The 16,829-nt window shown below is 57.0% G+C and carries 15 protein-coding genes; 6 read left to right on the top strand and 9 right to left on the bottom strand.

Annotated elements, in window-relative coordinates; all coding sequences use genetic code 11:
- Positions 1 to 67: 67 nt before the first annotated feature.
- The 3 genes from N879_RS00735 (at position 68) to N879_RS00745 (ending at position 2,681) form a co-directional block, all read left to right on the top strand.
- Complete coding sequence (locus N879_RS00735; RefSeq protein WP_009461761.1) at positions 68 to 655, top strand: hypothetical protein; 588 nt, start codon at positions 68 to 70, stop codon at positions 653 to 655.
- Positions 656 to 768: 113 nt separating this feature from the next.
- Positions 769 to 1,224, top strand: coding sequence for a hypothetical protein (locus N879_RS00740; RefSeq protein ID WP_021446511.1), 456 nt, complete (start codon positions 769 to 771; stop codon positions 1,222 to 1,224).
- 161 nt (positions 1,225 to 1,385) lie between these two features.
- Positions 1,386 to 2,681, top strand: coding sequence for an aspartate carbamoyltransferase (locus N879_RS00745; protein WP_009461763.1), 1,296 nt, complete (start codon positions 1,386 to 1,388; stop codon positions 2,679 to 2,681).
- Positions 2,682 to 2,765: 84 nt separating this feature from the next.
- Here the strand turns inward: N879_RS00745 and N879_RS00750 are convergent, their stop codons facing one another.
- The 5 genes from N879_RS00750 to N879_RS00770 form a co-directional block, all read right to left on the bottom strand.
- Positions 2,766 to 4,286 carry a CoA-acylating methylmalonate-semialdehyde dehydrogenase gene (locus tag N879_RS00750; protein ID WP_021446512.1) on the bottom strand — a complete coding sequence of 507 codons (1,521 nt, stop codon included), beginning with the start codon at positions 4,284 to 4,286 and terminating at the stop codon, positions 2,766 to 2,768.
- A 79-nt stretch (positions 4,287 to 4,365) separates the two neighbouring features.
- A complete protein-coding gene (actP, locus tag N879_RS00755) occupies positions 4,366 to 5,934 on the bottom strand; it encodes a cation/acetate symporter ActP (RefSeq protein ID WP_009461764.1) in 1,569 nt (522 codons plus the stop codon).
- On the bottom strand, positions 5,931 to 6,248 hold the full coding sequence (locus N879_RS00760; protein ID WP_009461765.1) for a DUF485 domain-containing protein: 318 nt from the start codon (positions 6,246 to 6,248) through the stop codon (positions 5,931 to 5,933). The genes actP and N879_RS00760 overlap by 4 nt, the downstream gene beginning before the upstream one ends.
- A 51-nt stretch (positions 6,249 to 6,299) precedes the next feature.
- Positions 6,300 to 7,094 (bottom strand): crotonase/enoyl-CoA hydratase family protein, encoded by a 795-nt coding sequence (locus N879_RS00765; protein ID WP_009461766.1) that lies wholly within the window; start codon positions 7,092 to 7,094, stop codon positions 6,300 to 6,302.
- Between the two features lie 44 nt (positions 7,095 to 7,138).
- Positions 7,139 to 8,746 (bottom strand): long-chain-fatty-acid--CoA ligase, encoded by a 1,608-nt coding sequence (locus N879_RS00770; RefSeq protein WP_031231977.1) that lies wholly within the window; start codon positions 8,744 to 8,746, stop codon positions 7,139 to 7,141.
- Between the two features lie 114 nt (positions 8,747 to 8,860).
- Between N879_RS00770 and N879_RS00775 the strand changes: the two genes are divergently transcribed.
- Positions 8,861 to 9,913, top strand: a complete 1,053-nt coding sequence (locus N879_RS00775) for an AraC family transcriptional regulator (protein WP_009461767.1) — start codon at positions 8,861 to 8,863, stop codon at positions 9,911 to 9,913.
- A gap of 36 nt (positions 9,914 to 9,949) precedes the next feature.
- On the opposite strand, the gene N879_RS00780 is transcribed toward N879_RS00775, so the two are convergent.
- From N879_RS00780 to N879_RS00795, 4 genes are all read right to left on the bottom strand, one after another.
- On the bottom strand, positions 9,950 to 10,846 hold the full coding sequence (locus N879_RS00780) for a recombination-associated protein RdgC (RefSeq protein ID WP_009461768.1): 897 nt from the start codon (positions 10,844 to 10,846) through the stop codon (positions 9,950 to 9,952).
- A gap of 167 nt (positions 10,847 to 11,013) precedes the next feature.
- Positions 11,014 to 12,687: an MFS transporter gene (locus N879_RS00785; RefSeq protein WP_009461773.1), complete on the bottom strand. Its 1,674-nt coding sequence runs from the start codon at positions 12,685 to 12,687 to the stop codon at positions 11,014 to 11,016.
- Between the two features lie 4 nt (positions 12,688 to 12,691).
- Positions 12,692 to 14,149 (bottom strand): sensor histidine kinase, encoded by a 1,458-nt coding sequence (locus N879_RS00790; RefSeq protein ID WP_009461774.1) that lies wholly within the window; start codon positions 14,147 to 14,149, stop codon positions 12,692 to 12,694.
- Between the two features lie 10 nt (positions 14,150 to 14,159).
- On the bottom strand, positions 14,160 to 14,849 hold the full coding sequence (locus tag N879_RS00795; protein WP_003799515.1) for a response regulator transcription factor: 690 nt from the start codon (positions 14,847 to 14,849) through the stop codon (positions 14,160 to 14,162).
- Between the two features lie 206 nt (positions 14,850 to 15,055).
- Here N879_RS00795 and recA point away from each other — a divergent pair, with 206 nt between their 5' ends.
- A complete protein-coding gene (gene recA, locus N879_RS00800; RefSeq protein WP_021446515.1) occupies positions 15,056 to 16,138 on the top strand; it encodes a recombinase RecA in 1,083 nt (360 codons plus the stop codon).
- Between the two features lie 137 nt (positions 16,139 to 16,275).
- Entirely contained in the window at positions 16,276 to 16,770 is a 495-nt protein-coding gene (recX, locus tag N879_RS00805) for a recombination regulator RecX (RefSeq protein WP_009461777.1), read from the top strand.
- Positions 16,771 to 16,829 lie beyond the last annotated feature (59 nt).

The raw sequence follows: 16,829 nt of genomic DNA on the forward strand, positions 1-16,829 counted from the left end.
CGCTTTTACATGACTGATACACTGCTATCCTTATTGATTCTTCGTAAAGAGAGGGGGGAACTTCACTATGATGACTTTACGCACACTCGCTCGAATTTTGGCTCCTGTTGGCCTGGTCGCCTTGGCCGCTTGTCAAACCGTTCAAGAAAAGCCGAGCGACAAGGCTGGCACCTCCAGCGCCGCAACGCAAACCACTCCCTCCACGCCTGCGACGGGTGCTCAGCAGCCTCAGGCTCAAGCTGGTGCCGAGCAGCAAGCTGCGCCTGTACAGATCTTCCTGGCTGATACTCAGGAACAAGCGGGTTGGGCACGTGTCGACGTGCAACCTAATGGTGTCTTGTTTGTGAATCCGCGTGCCGTGGTGGTGCGTGAGGATCTGGTTGGCGTGCAAGCCGGCACCAACGACAGCAAAGAAGGTTTGCTGGCTTTGGATCTGACTCCAGAGGCTGCTCAGCGTCTGCTGCAAGTTACCACTCAGTTCCCCAAAAAGCGTCTGGCTTTGGTCGTGGGTGACACCATGCTGGCTGCCCCTGCTTACGGTTCGCCCGTTAAAGATGGTCGCCTGATTTTCATGGTCGGTACGGAAGCTAACGCTTTGGCTGCTGCCCGCGCGATTGCCGGTCCACAGGCTACCCAGACCAACGGTAAGAAGTAAGCGCTGCTGGCTCGTCTGAATGCTGTCCTGGTCCTGGGTTCACCCATGCCCGGCTTTTTGAAAAACGCGGTGGGTGCAAACCCGCCGCTCTTGTTACTAACAGGAAAGTCGGTATGGTGACCCCGCCAGGCAGTCTCGCTTTTTATATTCTTTCTTTTCGGGTTCTGGTCTGCCTGCATGGGGCTGCGCTGCTGTTCATCATGCTGATGGGCACTGGAGCGATTGGATCTGTTTTCGTCCCCGCTTTTTTGCGCCTGCCCTTGTTCGTTTTTCTGATGGGGCTGGTTTCGGCGTTTCTGGCCTTGTGCTGGAGTCACTGGACCCTGGCGTGGCACAGCTCCAAAGCAGGGCGACGCTGGGCCTGGATACCCGGTTTCTGTTCGGCCTTCTTTCTGGCCTTGAGCCTGGCTCTTTTTGTAATTGGCGTATGGGGTACCTTGGGCCTGGCCGATTTTGCCTATCAGCATAGCGAGTGGCTTACCTCCGGCCAGCAAGATTACGACGGTTTTGTCGTTCCCAATAATGACGAAGCCCAGCCCTACACCATGCCTTATCGGCAACATCCTTAGCTTGCCTTCCATTTGAACGCTACGTTCAGACAGCAGCGTTTCAAGCCTGCTGCGTAGAGTGTCGTTGTATTTTCTGCAATAGTCTCAATTCTTGCTCGCTTTTTTATCAGTCGCAGTCTTAAAATGTGCGCATTGCGTATATTTCATAAGCGAGAGCTGATATGGCCGTCTCCCAACAAGTTTTTTTGCGTGATGCAATGCGTCGCCTGAACCTGACTCGTGACGTTTTTGCGGCACGTATTGGGGTGAAGCGTCGTGCACTGGATACCTGGCTGCTGCCTGAAGGCTCTTTGGAGTCGCGGGCCATGCCCGAAGTGGTGCAGCGTTTTGTCACGGAAATCGTGGAAAACGAAGCCTTGCTGAGCAAGTATGCGCAAAGCGCACAGTCCGGTCCTTTGCGTGACCGTATTGCCACCGGCGGCAAGCATCAGCTCTTGTCCGTAGACCAGTTCACCCGCGAAACCGTGGAAGAACTGTGCAGCCTGGCTGATATCATGCAGCCCATCGCCCGCCGTCAAAAAGTGTCGCGCGTGCTGGAAGGGGCGGTGCTGGGTAACCTGTTTTTTGAAGCCTCCACCCGTACTCGCGTCAGCTTCGGCTCGGCCTTCTGCCGCCTGGGTGGTTCGGTGTGCGATACCACTGGCTTTACCTTTTCTTCCATGGCCAAAGGCGAATCCATTTACGACACCAGCCGCGTCATGAGCGGCTATGTGGATGCCATGGTGATTCGTCACCCTGAGCAAGGTTCGGTCGCGGAATTTGCGCGTGCCACCAATATTCCTGTGGTGAACGGTGGTGACGGCGCGGGCGAACACCCCAGCCAGGCCTTGCTGGATCTGTACACCATCAGCACGGAGTTCTCCCGCCTGGGCAAGTTGCTGGATGGCGCACATATCGCCCTGGTAGGGGATCTGAAATATGGCCGTACCGTGCACTCCCTGATCAAGTTGCTGGGTATGTACCGTGGCCTGAAGTTCACCCTGATCTCGCCCCTCGGCCTGGAAATGCCCGAGCACATTGTGGAGCAGGTGGCCAAGCAAGGTAAGCACGTCATCGAGCAGACGACGTCCCTGGAAAAGGGCTTGCCTGGTGTGGATGTTATTTACGCTACGCGTGTGCAGAAAGAGCGCTTCGAAGAAGGGCAGGACGGCAGCTTCACGGCCGACTTCCAGGTCAATAAAGCCATTATTGACCGCTGCTGCGGCCCCGATGTAATCGTGATGCACCCACTGCCACGCGATAGCCGTGAAGGTGCCCATGATTTGAGCGTGGATCTGAACCACGACCCTCGACTGGCCATCTTCCGTCAGGCTGACAATGGTATTCCCGTGCGTATGGCGATTTTTGCTGTGCTGCTGGGTGTGGAAACGCTGGTGCAGCATTCCATGCGCGATGTGACCTGGAATCCTCCTTCGCACATCGGTCCTGATGATGCGGTTTTCCACGGCATGTACTAAGTTGAGCAGGTGTCAGCGCTAAGTACACGCAAGCATTAAAAAAACCGGGGCTCTGATTCAGAGCCCCGGTTTTTTGTTCGTGATTTACTTGGACGTAGGCATGGCGAATTCCGCACCCTTGGAGATGCTTTCAGGCCAGCGCTGCATGATGGATTTCTGGCGGGTGTAAAAGCGGACACCTTCTTCACCATAAGCGTGCATATCGCCAAACAGGCTCTTCTTCCAGCCACCAAAACCGTGCCAGGCCATTGGCACTGGAATTGGCACGTTGATACCAACCATACCCACGTGGATGCGGCGGCCAAATTCACGGGCCACGTTGCCGTCGCTGGTAAAGCACGCTACGCCGTTGCCGAACTGGTGCTTGTTGATCAGTTCAATGGCACTGGCCAGATCCGGTACGCGTACGCAGCACAGCACAGGGCCGAAAATTTCTTCCTGATACACGCTCATGTCGGGGGTGACGTGATCGAACAGGGTGCCACCCATCCAGAAGCCGTTCTCGCAACCTTCACCGGCTTTGGCGCCGTCAAATTCGCGACCGTCGACCAACAGTTTGGCGCCTTCCTGTACACCTTTGTCTATGCAGCTGCTGATGCGCTCGCGCGCTTGCTGTGTCACGATGGGGCCCATTTCGGCGGCGGCATTGGTGCCATTCAGAATCTTCAGGCTGCGAGTACGTTCTTCCAGCTTGGGCAGGATGCGATCAGCAGAGTCACCCACCAGCACGGCTACCGAGATGGCCATGCAACGCTCGCCAGCCGAGCCGTAGGCGGCACCGATCAGGGCGTCCACGGTCAGGTCGATGTCGGCATCCGGCATGACGACCAGATGGTTCTTGGCACCGCCCAGGGCTTGCACGCGTTTGCCGCCGATGGCGCCCATTTCATAAATGCGGTTGGCAATCGGGGTGGAGCCCACGAAGGAGACGGCTTGCACGTCCTGGTGATTGACCAGTGCCTCAACCGCGTCTTTATCACCTTGCACCACGTTGAACACGCCATCGGGCAGACCGGCTTGTTTCAGCAGTTCGGCAATGAACAGGCTGGGGCTGGGGTCGATAGGGCTGGGCTTGAGCACAAAGGTGTTACCCGCCGCGATGGCAACGGGGAACATCCACATGGGCACCATGACAGGAAAGTTGAACGGGGTGATACCGGCCACCACACCCAAGGGCTGGCGCATGGTCCAGTTGTCGATATTGGTGCTGACTTGTTCGGTGAAATCGCCTTTGAGCAGTTGAGGAATGCCGCAAGCAAATTCCACAATTTCAATACCGCGGGTGACTTCGCCCATTGCATCGGACAGAACTTTGCCATGCTCGGCCGTAATCATGGCTGCCAGCTTTTCCTTGTTCTCGTTGAGTAAGGATAAAAAGTTGAACAGCACACGGGCGCGGCGTAGCGGTGGGGTGTCGGCCCAGGCGGGGAAAGCGGCCTGGGCGCTGGCCACAGCGGCGTCAATATCTTGCTGGCTACCCAGTTTGACTTTGGCGCTGACCTGGCCGGTGGCCGGGTTGTACACCGGTTGAGTACGTGTACCGGCGCCAGCCTGCTGGCCACCTCCGATGTAGTGAGCAATTTCGGGGGTGTTTAACTCTGTCATGGTGATGCTCCTGCTGGGATGAATTAAAACAAGGGGCGGTAACCCGATCGGGCTGGGCTACCGCCAGAGTACCAAGTATCTAGTGAGAGACAGCGGCAATACCGACTGCAGTTTCAGCGCGGACCTGTTGGGCGTCAAAGCCATCCCGGTCTTCGCTGGCGCGGCGGCTGCTGTCCAGTTTCGATACAAAGTAAATCATGAAGAATGCCAAAGGCATGGAAATCAGGGTGGGGAAGTCGTAAGGGAATACAGCTTCGGAAAAGCCCAGAATGCGAACCCAGACGGCTGGCGACAGAATCACCAGACCCAGGGCCACAAGCAGGCCGCTCAAACCGCCATAAATGGCACCGCGAGTGGTCATGCCGCGCCAGTACATGGACATCAGCAAGACCGGGAAGTTGGCCGAGGCGGCAATACTGAAGGCCAGGGCAACCAGGAACGCCACGTTCTGGTCACGGAACAGCAGGCCCAGGAAAATAGCGACAATGCCAATGCCGATCGAGGCCAGACGGTTGACGCGCATGGCTTGCGAGGGTGTGACATCGTCGCGGCGGATGACTTTGGCGTACAGGTCATGTGCAACTGCCGAGGCACCGGCCAGGGTCAAACCACTGACCACGGCCAGAATCGTGGCAAAGGACACGGCGGCCAGCAAACCAAACAGCAGGTTGCCACCCAAAGCCGTTGCCAGGTGCATGATGGGCATGTTCGAGCCGCCCAGCACCATGCCGCCTACCTTGCCGTCCACATAGAACTCGGGGTAGTTGGGCAGGATGGCCATGGCAGCCAGACCCAGGAAGCAGATCACCACAAAGAAGACGCCCATCAAACCCGTTGCGACGAAGACCGATTTACGGGCAGCGCGTGCATCAGGCACGGTGAAGAAACGCATCATGATGTGAGGCAGACCGGCAATACCAAACACCAGTGACACCGCCAGAGACAGGCCCGAGAACGGATCAGCCATCAGCTTCCAGGGGCCTTTCATGGCCGCGCCAGCCTGGTGGTGTTCGGCCGCCGCACTGACCAGGGCGGAAAAGTCGAAGTTGAAGTAGTACAGGGCCAGGCCAGCCATCAAGAAGCCATTACCCATCATCAAGATAGCCTTGATGATTTGTACCCAGGTGGTTGCCACCATGCCACCCACCACGACGTACACCATCATGAGCAAGCCCACGGCCACCACGGCATAGGTGTAGTCGATGCCAAACAGCAGTTGCACCAGTTGTCCTGCGCCGACCATTTGCACGATCAGGTAGAACAGCACCACGGTCAGCGAGCTGATCGCGGTAAAGATGCGAGTGCTGCGTTCATCCAGGCGGTACGAGACGATGTCGCTCAGGGTGTAGCGGCCCAGATTGCGCAAGCGCTCGGCAATCAGAAACATGATGACCGGCCAGCCCATGAAGGCGCAGACCGCATACAACAGCGAGTCAAAGCCGTTGGTAAAGGCCAGGGACGAAATACCCAGCAAGGTGGCGGCGGACATGTAGTCACCCACAATGGCCAGCCCATTTTGCGTGCCGGTAATGCCACCCCCGGCGGTGTAAAAGTCCGAGCTGGAACGAGTGCGCGACGAGGCCCAGTAGGTGATGCCCAGGGTCACGACCACAAAGGCGGCAAAAATCAGAATCGCTTGTGTATTCATGGGCGCACCTTTGCCAGTACACGTTCGCAAAGCGGATCAAAGCGCGTGTTGGCGACGTGGATATACACGCCTGTTAATAACCAGGACACAAGAATCAGTCCTACCCCGTACACCATGCCGCTGTTGACAGCTCCTCCACTGCCCAGGTCATGGGTTAGAACGCCGGGCCAAAAAATGGCCGTCACGATAAACAGGCCGGTCAGCCCCAGGCAGATGCCGGCGCAGGCAAATGCCAGACGCCGACGCTGCGACTTGAGTTGCTCATATTCCTGTAGTCCGGCTAGTTGCCGGCTTAACTCTTGATGCGACAGCATGGTTTTGTCTCCGTATTGTTGTGATTACTGCCCATGTCCGCCTGGCCGATATTATTTGGTCGGCTTCACTTTATGAGCTTTCTTATTAACAAACTCCCCCAAGCGTTCCTGCACGTCCCGCCCGGTTTGAACTACTGCTGCCATCAAGCCCTCGGCAAAGAGGCCATCGGTGGCAGACATATCGGCAATGCGGCTGATCGAGCTGACAATGGCGTAGTTCGACAAGATGGCATTGCCTGCAATGCGCTGGGCCAGTTCCAGGCTCAGCTCATAGGCTGTTTTGGGGTTGGCTTCGTTGTTGCACACGTAGTGCGCCAGCCCCAGTCGCTCTCCTTCCACGGCATCGAGCACGCGGCCTGTCAGCATCAGTTCGATCATGCGGTTGGGAGAAATGATTTTTGCGGTGCGAACGGTCGCGCCACCGCCGGTAAAGATGCCGCGTGTACCTTCAGGCAGGGCAAAGAAGGTGCTGCTGTCGGCCACGCGAATGTGCGCTGCGCTAGCCAGTTCCAGGCCCCCACCCACGACCGCGCCTTGCAGGCAGGCAATGACGGGGATGCCGCCGTGTTCGATCTTGTCAAAAGCACGGTGCCAGCTTTGGCAGACGCGCAGAAAATCCACGGCGCCGCGTTCCTTGTCATGGTGTTCTTTCAGATCCAGGCCCGCGCAGAAATGGTCGCCTTCTGCCTTCATCAGAATGACCCGGATGTGCTCGGGAATATTGGAGAAGTACGCATCAATTTCAGCAATGGCATCTTCATCCAGGGCGTTGCGCTTGTGCGCCTTGTTCAGCGTGACAATTCCGATGTTGTCCAACTCGGTGGTGAGCAGGAAAGGGGCGGCCATAAAAAACTCCTTGTGTTACGTAAATGCGAGGGCAGTGGTGCAAATCAGCTGGGGTCGGTTTGATCCGCCAGCATTTTGCGCAGTGCCATTTTTTGAATCTTTCCAGTTGCCGTCATCGGCATCTGGTCGATGAAAATTACTTTGTCGGGTACGGACCAGCGGGTGACGCGATCCTGATAGCGCTCCAGCATGTGGGCCTCGTCCAGCTCAGCGCCTTCGCGTGGCACCACGAACAGCACGGGGCGTTCGCCCCATTTGTCGTCGGCCTGGGCGATGCAGGCAGCCAGCTCAACCAAAGGCTCTTCCATGGCGATGTTCTCAATCTCGATCGAGGAGATCCATTCGCCACCGGACTTGATTACATCCTTGCTGCGGTCGGTAATGTAGACGTAGCCATCGGCGTCGATGGAGCCTACGTCGCCCGTGCGGAACCAGCCGTTTTCACTGGCCAGATCGGGTTTGCCGTAATAGCGGTCCAAGATCCAGTTGCCCTGGATCAGCAGGTGGCCACTGCTCTTGCCGTCGCGTGGCAAGGTATTGCCTTCGTCGTCAACAGTTTTCAGGCGTGCGCCGAACAGGGCACGGCCTTGCGAGGCCAGCACGTGCTGCTTCTGGGCTTCGGGCAGATCGCTGTGTTTGGGTAGCAATTGGCAAACAGTGCCCAGCGGCGAGGTTTCCGTCATGCCCCAGGCGTGGCGCACGGTAATGCCGTAGCCCGCCCAGGCGGCAATCATATTGGGTGGGCAAGCGGAACCGCCGATCAGGATGCGGCTCAGGGTAGTGAATTGCTTGCCATTGGCTTTGGCATAGTCCAGCACGGTTTTCCAGATGGTGGGTACACCGGCGGACAAGGTGACGCCAGCGCGTTCGCAGAGGGAGTAAATGCGCTCTCCCTGCAAATTTGCACCGGGCAGAACAATTTTGGCTCCGGACATCAGGCCGGAGTAAGGCAGGCCCCAGGCATTGACGTGAAACATGGGGACCAAAGGCATGACGGCGTCAGCGCTGGCAATGCACAGTGCGTTCGGGTGGGCCGAGGCGTAGGCATGCAAGAGGGTGGAGCGATGGGTGTACAGGGCACCTTTGGGATCGCCCGTGGTGCCGGAGGTGTAGCACAGGCCGCTGGCAGTATTTTCATCAAACACAGGCCACTCAAAGCCCGTGCTGTCATTGCCCAGCCAGCTTTCGTATTCATCGGCCAAAGGGCCTTGAGCCTGGCTGCCCATGCGTACCCACTGCTTGACGGTGGGGCACTGGCCGCGCAGATAGCTGATCATTTCTTCAAAATGTTCGTCGTAGAACATCACCGTGTCTTGAGCATCATTGATGATGAAGGCAATTTGCTCGCGCGTCAGGCGCGGGTTCACGGTGTGACAGATCAGACCGATGCCCGAGGTGGCGTAGTAAATTTCCAGATGGCGGTAGGTGTTCCATGCCAAAGTTGCCACGCGTTCGCCGGGCTGCAGGCCTTCTCGGCGCAGTCCCAGAGCCAGATCCTGAACCCGGTGGGCAAATTCAAGATAGCTGTAGCGATGAAGCTCGCCATTATCCAAAGCGGTAACAATCTCCTGCTCAGGGTTATTCTCTACGGCGTGGGTGAGAATTGAACTGATGAGCAAGGGCATATGCATCATATTTCCAGTGCCTAACATGGTGATGTCTCCTTGTATTATGTGTGTCAGCATAGGATGGTTTAGCACCTTACCCAATAGCGAATACTGACGTCGAATATGCAAAAAGTGACAATCTTTGAGAGGTCATAGGAAATGAATGCTTTGCCCGGCACGCTCCCGGTGCCCGTTGATGCAGCCCATACGGCCACCGTGGCGCTGGATCTGGTTCAGGACTGGTTTCATAGCCTGCGCACCAGCTATTCCGAACATGTGCTGGATCATTGCCTGAAGCAGGCGGGCATCGTGAAAGATTTTATTGATCGGCCCGGCGCTCGTTTGACGCGTGATCAACTGGTGCGCCTGTATCAGGAAAGCGCCAGGAAAACGGGCGATGAGATGATGGGTTTCTGGACTCGGCCCATACGCGCCGGGGCCTTGAAATACATTGTGCGCACCGTGCGGGACGCGCCATCCATCAATGTGGCCTTGTACCGTTTCACCCAGTTCTGGAATCTGCTGCTGGATGATTTCAGCCTGAATCTGATACGCACGGATAAAGAGTTGGGCATTGAGCTGGTGCCGCGTTATCCCACCGCCTATGTGCATCGTTTCGGCCATGCACTGATGCTGAAGCTGACGCACGGTATTGTGTCCTGGCTGATGGGGCGCGAGGTGCCGGTGCAGCAAGTGGCCTTTGCATTTCCCAGACCGGCTTTTGCGGCGGACTATTCGGTGCTGTTTCCCGCTTCAGTCAGTTTTGATGCGCCGTGCTCGCATATCTTGTTTGGCGTGGAGTTGGGGCAGGTACGGCCACAACGCACTCAGGTTGAGGCCAGAGCCTTTCTGGAGCGTGCGCCGCGTGACTGGATTTTTACCTCCTATCACGAGCATGCCTTGCGCCTGAAAGTGCGGGAAATCTTGCATACCGACCTAGGCTACACCTTGCAGGATGTGTCCGGCAAATTGCATATGTCGGCGCGCACGCTGATACGCAGGCTGCAAGATGAAGGCCTGTCGTTTCAGGGGATCAAGGATGAGCTGCGCCGAGATTTGGCGATTTTCAAATTGCTGCGCAAAGATATGTCGCTGGCTGAAATTGCTTACGCATTGAAGTTCAGTTCGCCAGCGACATTTCACCGGGCTTTCCGCCATTGGACGGGCATGACGCCCGGTGTGTATCGCGCCGCCCAGCAGGAGCTGGCCTGAAGGGCGGTTCAGCCAAGCGGGCTGTGTGGTCCGGGTTTACTTGCGTTCGCCGCCCAGGACTTCGACCAGATCGCTGATCATCTTGGCCAGCTCGGAGGTCATCAAGGTCATGTCAGCGTCAAAGATTTCGTCATCGTTGACGGCCGTCACATCTTGTTTTTCAGTCAGGATGTCCAGTGGGGCCACGCGTTTGACGTCCAGCGCATCGGTCAGCACAAAGCTGATGCGATCCGCCCAGGTCATGGCCAAACGGGTGCATTGCTTGCCGGCTTCAACGTGCTTGCGCACTTCGTCAATGTCGGCGCTTTGCTTTACGTAGCGCACGGCGGCACCGCTATCGCCGGTGGAGCGCAGTTCCGTGTCCTGGTCCACAGTAAAGTTGGCCAGTTGCTCTTCGTCCACCAGCCAGGAGGTCATGGCGGCACCGGGTGATTGCTCGGTATACAGAGGCTGCACGGGGAAAGGTTCCACGCTCTTGGCCAGCAGGCCCAGAACTTCGTCGCTCTTGGCGGTAGCCGCGGCATCAATAGCCAGCCAGTGGTTGCGGGTATCCAGCCAGACGCGGGTGTCGCGCGAGACGGCGAAGGCACGAGGCATCAAGTCCACAATGACTTGTTCCTTGATTTCCTTCATTTGCTTGCGGCCAGGTTTGTAGCCTTGCTGCTCTTCGATATCACGAGCCTTCTCACGAGCGACTTGGTTGATCACTGTGGTGGGCAGCAGCTTCTTTTCGGCGCGCAGAGCGATCAGGTACTGACCGTTAACTTCGTGCACCAGAGCACTGTTCTCGCGTGGGCTGACCCAGCCCAGGCTTAGCGGTTCCTGGCTGGAACCAGGGGTGAAGCTGTGTTTGGAAAGGGCTTCTTCCAGCTCTTCGGCGGAACATACCCAGTCGGGGGAGAGGCGATAGATGCGTAGATTCTTAAACCACATGGATACGAAGATAAATAAACAGAAGAAAAAGGGCGGGCGTAAAGCCCGAGGCAATGTTCGATTGTACGCGCAGATCTTCCTGTGCCGCCCCGCCATTTACGGACCCTTGCATTTGCTTGACAGAGCGCGGGAAATGGCCGGTGCAACGCGTTTTTTGCCTGGACTGGCTAACGATTGATGTCGTTATGGCGGGTTTCCCGCACAAAGGGCGCACCAATCGCAACCGTCACCAGACAGATCAGAATCGGGTACCACAAACCATCGTAAATATTGCCAGTGACGGCAATCATGGCAAAGGACAGGGTGGGCAAAAAGCCCCCGAACCAGCCATTGCCAATGTGATAAGGCAGGCTCATGGAGGTGTAGCGGATGCGGATCGGGAACATCTCCACCAGCATGGCCGCAATGGGGCCGTAGACCGCGGTTACCAGCCCCACCAGATAGGTCAGCAGAACCACCAGCATCACTTTATTGATCTGCTCCGGGTCTGCGCCGTCCGGGTAGCCGTACTGGCGCATGGTCTGAGTCAACTCATTGCGCAACTCTTGCGAGTGACGGGCAAAATCGGCGCGGCTCAGATGTCCGCCTTCAAAACCATCGATCACATGATCGCCAATGCGTACCTGGGCCACCTGACCGGGCGAACCCTTGACGTTGTTGTAGCTGACCGCGTGGCTGGCCATGTAGGACTTCACGATATCGCAAGAGCTGGTGAAGGTGTGGCTGCCCACCGGATTGAACTGGAAGGAACAACTGGCCGGGTCAGTAATGACAGTGACGGGCGCGTTGCGCTGCGCCTGGACCAAAGCGGGGTTGGCAAAATAGGCCAGGCCCTGGAAGACCGGGTAGTAGGTCAGGGCGGCCAGCAAACAGCCCGTCAGGATGATGGGCTTGCGCCCGATTTGATCCGACAGCCAGCCAAAAAAGATAAATAGCGGGGTGGCCAGTAGCAGTGAAATTACCATCAAGGTTTGCGCCAAGGTGGCATGCAAACCCAGCATTTGGGTGATGAAGAACAAGGCGTAGAACTGCCCCGTGTACCAGACCACGCCTTGGCCGGCCGTCAGGCCGAACAGTGCCAGCAAGGCGATGCGCAGATTCGCCCAGCGCCCGAAGGATTCGGTAATGGGCGAGGTCGACAGCGTGCCTTCTTCCTTGATGTGCTGGAAGGCAGGTGACTCTTTCAGGTTCATCCGTATCCAGACGGAAATCGCCAGCAGCAGCACGGAAATCAGAAAGGGAATGCGCCAGCCCCAAACCACAAATGCTTCTTCCCCGACCAGACTGCGTATGCCCATGATGACCAGCAGGGACAGCAGCAAACCCACGGATGCGGTGGTCTGAATCCAGCTGGTGTAAAAACCGCGACGGTGCTGGGGCGCGTACTCAGCCACATAGGTGGCGGCACCGCCGTATTCGCCACCCATGGCCAGGCCTTGCAGCAGACGCAGGACGATCAGCATGATGGGGGCGGCAATCCCGATGGCTTCATAGCTCGGTAGTACGCCGACCAAAAAGGTGGACAGTCCCATCAGCAAGATGGTGATCAGAAAGGTGTACTTGCGGCCCACGCGGTCGCCAATACGACCAAAGAGCAAGGCTCCAAAGGGGCGTACGGCAAAACCGGCGGCAAAGGCCAACAAGGCAAAGATAAAGCCGGCTGTCGGATTAACGGCGGTAAAGAAGTGTTGCGCCAGAATGGCGGCCATGGAGCCGTACAGATAGAAGTCGTACCACTCGAACATGGTGCCCAGGGCGGAGGCAAAAATAACTTTGCGACCCTGGGTGTCCAGCTTATTCTTGGCTTTCGGGAAGGTTGCACTGGTGATTGTCTGGGGCATGTGCTCAGGCTCTCCAAGGCAAAGACAGTGGGAAACTGACGCGTAAGCGCAGGCCGCTTTCCTGGCCCCCAGTCAGTGGCATGAAGTCGATGGAGGCGCCGTGAATGTCGGCAATCTCCCGCACAATGGCCAGCCCCAGGCCACTACCGTCTGCCTGGTTGCCCATGATGCGATAAAAACGATCAAAAATTCGTGCTTTATGTTCCGTGGGAATGCCGGGGCCGTTGTCCTCGATTTCCAACCAGCCCTTGCCTTGAGTCTGGCCGGTACGCATGGTGATCCAGCCGCCAGCAGGGGTGTAGATCAGGGCGTTATCCAGCAAATTGTTGATCAGCTCATCGAGCAGGACCGGATCCGCTTGCAAGAGGATAGCCTTGGCAGTGTTTTCCAGCCCCAGATCCAGCCCCAGTTTCAAGGCATCGGGCACACGCTGGCCTACATGCAATTCAGTCAGCGTATTCAGGTCCAGGGTTTGTTTGGTAGGGGCGTACAGGACATCGCTGCTTTCGGCACGGGCCAAGGCCAACATTTGGGTGACCAGGCGCGTGGCCCGGTCGATGCCGCGTACCAGTTGTTGCAAGCTGGCTTCGGTCTGCTTGGGGTCGCGCTCGCGCAGGGCCAGTTCGGCTTGGGTGCGTATCCCCGCCAGCGGCGTTTTCAACTGGTGGGCCGCATTGGCCACAAACTGCCTTTGGGTGGCTGAAAATTGTGCCTGCTGGGCCAGGAGTCCATTCATGGCATCAATCAGCGGCACAATTTCGGCAGGTGCCTGCTCTTGATCTACCGGCGATAAATCACCGGGAGCACGAGCACGCAAGCGCGCTTGCAGCAGGTTCAGCGGCTCCAGGCCATGTGTCAGCCCCAGGCCCGCCAGCATGGCCGCCAGCGGTACCAGAATGAATTGTGGTGTCAGCATCCCGATCAGAATTTCTCTGTGTAGCACCGCTCTATGTTCATTGGTTTCGGCAGCAACCGCCAGAAAGGGCATGTCGTTTTTGTCCTTGCCCCCCCAGACATAGGCCAGCCGCAGGCTTTGATCGTCCAGAATAACGTCCCGGTAGCGCAGCAGGTCGGTGTCATACCCCCAACTGTCGGGAACCGGCAAATTCGCGTTGCCAGCCAGTGGCTCGCCATTGGCATCGCGGATTTGCCATAGCGTAGGGGTCGGGCTTTCCTGACGCAAAATTGTCTGTGCCCCGTGCGATAAATGGATGGGCTGGCTCAGATCCTGATGGCTGATTTCCACTCGCAACAAGTCCAGGTGATCGCGCAAGGTGCGGTCGTAAGGGGAGTTCGCAATGTGCTGGGCGATGAAGTAGGTAATGACAATGCCTACCGTCCACAGCAAAAACAAAGGCCCGAAAATCCAGATCATGATCTTGTGAATGAGCGGGCGTGGTGCGACACGCTTGCCTTTGGCAGGCGCAGCCTTGTTGCTGGTTGGGGGCGTAGCGTGCTGCATGGACGATCCTTTAGGCTGGAGCGTCTTCTCGCAATTTTTCCGGTTCCAGACAGTATCCCAGACCACGCACGGTCAGGATGCGTACGCCGCTAGGCTCCAGTTTTTTGCGCAGGCGGTGGATATAGACCTCGATGGCGTTAGGGGTGACTTCCTCACCCCACTCACAGAGCAGATCCACAAACTGGTTCTTGCTGATCATGCGGCCGCTGCGCGACAGGAAAATCTCCAGCAAGCTGGTTTCACGCGCCGACAGCTCCAGGGGCTGATTGTCTATATAAGCCATGCGACCTTTCAGGTCGAAGCTTAGTCGTTTGTGATGCAGCAAGGCGCTGCTGGTGCCGGTGCTGCGACGCGTCAGGGCGCGTACACGGGCTTCCAGTTCGGTCAGGGCAAAGGGTTTGGACATATAGTCGTCCGCGCCCAGGTCCAGACCGCGCACACGCTGTTCGACCGTATCGCTGGCAGTCAGGATCAGAACGGGGAGGGTGTCCTGGCGTTGGCGGATTGACTGCAGCACCGACAGGCCGGGCTTTTTGGGCAGGTCCAGGTCCAGGATCAGAAGGTCAAAGCTTTGCAGCTGCAAGGCCGAGTCGGCGCTATCGCCATCGTGCACGACATCAACCGCATAGCCTTCGTAGCGTAAGGAGCGAGAAAGTCCATCCGCGAGAATACTGTCGTCTTCAGCTATTAGTATGCGCATGACCCTACACAAACAGATGATTGAGTGGCTGTTCGGCATTGTTGCACAAGGCTGTAAGGCTGGTCAGTAGGGGATAACGATGCCGGCTAGTTAATTTATTTGAATATCTGTGTATATATACAGTATAATTTGATGCAATAATTAGGTTTGATTTTTAATTGCCGTGCCCGTCCGTTGGGGCGCCATTCCACAGTCAAGGATTTTTCATGGACGATAAAAACAGCAAAGCAGTGGCCTCGGAACGTTCCAAAGCGCTGGCCGCCGCTCTGTCGCAAATCGAAAAGCAGTTCGGCAAGGGCTCGATCATGCGTTATGGCGACGACAACGTCGAGCATGACATCCAGGTGGTCTCCACGGGTTCCTTGGGTCTGGACATTGCTTTGGGCGTCGGTGGTCTGCCACGTGGTCGCGTTATTGAAATTTACGGCCCGGAATCTTCGGGTAAAACCACGCTGACCCTGCAAGTGATTGCAGAGATGCAAAAGCTCAAAGGCACATGTGCCTTTATTGACGCCGAACACGCGCTGGACGTGCAATACGCTCAAAAACTGGGCGTGAATCTGGGTGATCTGTTGATCTCCCAGCCTGATACCGGCGAGCAGGCTCTGGAAATTACCGAAGCCCTGGTGCGTTCGGGTTCGGTAGACCTGATTGTTATCGACTCGGTGGCTGCCTTGACTCCCAAGGCTGAAATCGAAGGCGATATGGGCGATTCCTTGCCCGGTCTGCAGGCCCGTCTGATGAGCCAGGCCCTGCGTAAATTGACGGCCACCATCAAACGCGCTAACTGCATGGTCATCTTCATTAACCAGATCCGTATGAAGATTGGCGTCATGTTCGGCAACCCTGAAACCACCACGGGTGGTAACGCGCTGAAGTTTTACTCCTCCGTGCGTCTGGATATTCGCCGTATCGGTTCCATCAAGCGTGGCGACGAAATGGTGGGTAACGAGACCCGCGTTAAAGTGGTCAAGAACAAGGTTGCGCCTCCTTTCAAGCAAACCGAATTCGACATCATGTATGGCAGCGGTATTTCCCGTGAAGGCGAGATTATCGATCTGGGTGTACAAACCGGCGTGGTCGACAAGGCAGGTGCCTGGTATAGCTACGACGGCAACCGCATTGGTCAGGGTAAGGACAATGTGCGTGAATTCCTGAAAGAGCGCCCCGAGTTGGCCCGCGAAATCGAAAACAAAGTGCGTGAAAAGCTGGGCGTTGCCCTGATGAGCGCTGCTGTCAGCCGTCCAGCCGCTGCTCCTGTGGTTGATCCGGCCGAGGGAGAAGTCTGATTTTTCCCCCAGAGTTCGATGACGAACCCTTTGAGACAGACCCGGAGGAAATCCGGGAACGTAAACAAGCTCAAAGGGAGCGCGTTGCTGCGCTTTCTGCCCGGCCCACTCGGGCGGGCAGAAACGTAGAAGATAGCTTGGGCGACAATGCTCCTGCTGCTGAAAAGAAAGCCCCGTCCAAACGGCCGGGGCTGTCTCTTAAAGCCAGAGCGTTGAATTTTTTATCCCGACGCGAATACTCGCGCCTGGAGTTGGGCCGCCGTCTGGCACCCCATGCAGAAACCGCTGAAGAAGTGGAAGCTTTGCTCGACGCCCTGGTCGAACAGAAGTGGCTGTCCAACGAGCGCTTCGCACATAGTGTCGTCAATCGCCGTGCCTCGCGTGTGGGCACCCGAGTCATTCTGCAAGAACTGCGCCAGCATGGCGTGGATGTGGAACAGACCGAAATCATCAAAGAAGAATTGATGGCGACCGAACTGGAACGGGCCAAGCACGTGTGGAGCAAGAAATTCAGTGCGCCGCCCGATGATCCCCGCAGTTACGCCAAACAATATCGCTTCATGGCCAGCCGAGGCTTCTCGGGCCGTATCTTGCAGCAGATTCTGGGTGATTGGGAAGACGATCCGGCTTGAATAAGCCATCTGCAATGCTTCGTTTTGCTGTGTTTCTTGCTTGTCTGCTGCCGCCATCA

The sequence above is a fragment of the Alcaligenes sp. EGD-AK7 genome, assembly GCF_000465875.3.
GTDB classification, from domain to species: Bacteria; Pseudomonadota; Gammaproteobacteria; order Burkholderiales; family Burkholderiaceae_B; genus Alcaligenes; species Alcaligenes phenolicus.

Bases quoted from the DNA above. Each gene is read 5' to 3' on its own strand.
- N879_RS00735 (WP_009461761.1), top strand. From the start codon at position 68: ATGATGACTTTACGCACACTCGCTCGAATTTTGGCTCCTGTTGGCCTG.
- N879_RS00740 (WP_021446511.1), top strand. From the start codon at position 769: ATGGTGACCCCGCCAGGCAGTCTCGCTTTTTATATTCTTTCTTTTCGG.
- N879_RS00745 (WP_009461763.1), top strand. From the start codon at position 1,386: ATGGCCGTCTCCCAACAAGTTTTTTTGCGTGATGCAATGCGTCGCCTG.
- N879_RS00750 (WP_021446512.1), bottom strand. From the start codon at position 4,286: ATGACAGAGTTAAACACCCCCGAAATTGCTCACTACATCGGAGGTGGC.
- actP (WP_009461764.1), bottom strand. From the start codon at position 5,934: ATGAATACACAAGCGATTCTGATTTTTGCCGCCTTTGTGGTCGTGACC.
- N879_RS00760 (WP_009461765.1), bottom strand. From the start codon at position 6,248: ATGCTGTCGCATCAAGAGTTAAGCCGGCAACTAGCCGGACTACAGGAA.
- N879_RS00765 (WP_009461766.1), bottom strand. From the start codon at position 7,094: ATGGCCGCCCCTTTCCTGCTCACCACCGAGTTGGACAACATCGGAATT.
- N879_RS00770 (WP_031231977.1), bottom strand. From the start codon at position 8,746: ATGTTAGGCACTGGAAATATGATGCATATGCCCTTGCTCATCAGTTCA.
- N879_RS00775 (WP_009461767.1), top strand. From the start codon at position 8,861: ATGAATGCTTTGCCCGGCACGCTCCCGGTGCCCGTTGATGCAGCCCAT.
- N879_RS00780 (WP_009461768.1), bottom strand. From the start codon at position 10,846: ATGTGGTTTAAGAATCTACGCATCTATCGCCTCTCCCCCGACTGGGTA.
- N879_RS00785 (WP_009461773.1), bottom strand. From the start codon at position 12,687: ATGCCCCAGACAATCACCAGTGCAACCTTCCCGAAAGCCAAGAATAAG.
- N879_RS00790 (WP_009461774.1), bottom strand. From the start codon at position 14,149: ATGCAGCACGCTACGCCCCCAACCAGCAACAAGGCTGCGCCTGCCAAA.
- N879_RS00795 (WP_003799515.1), bottom strand. From the start codon at position 14,849: ATGCGCATACTAATAGCTGAAGACGACAGTATTCTCGCGGATGGACTT.
- recA (WP_021446515.1), top strand. From the start codon at position 15,056: ATGGACGATAAAAACAGCAAAGCAGTGGCCTCGGAACGTTCCAAAGCG.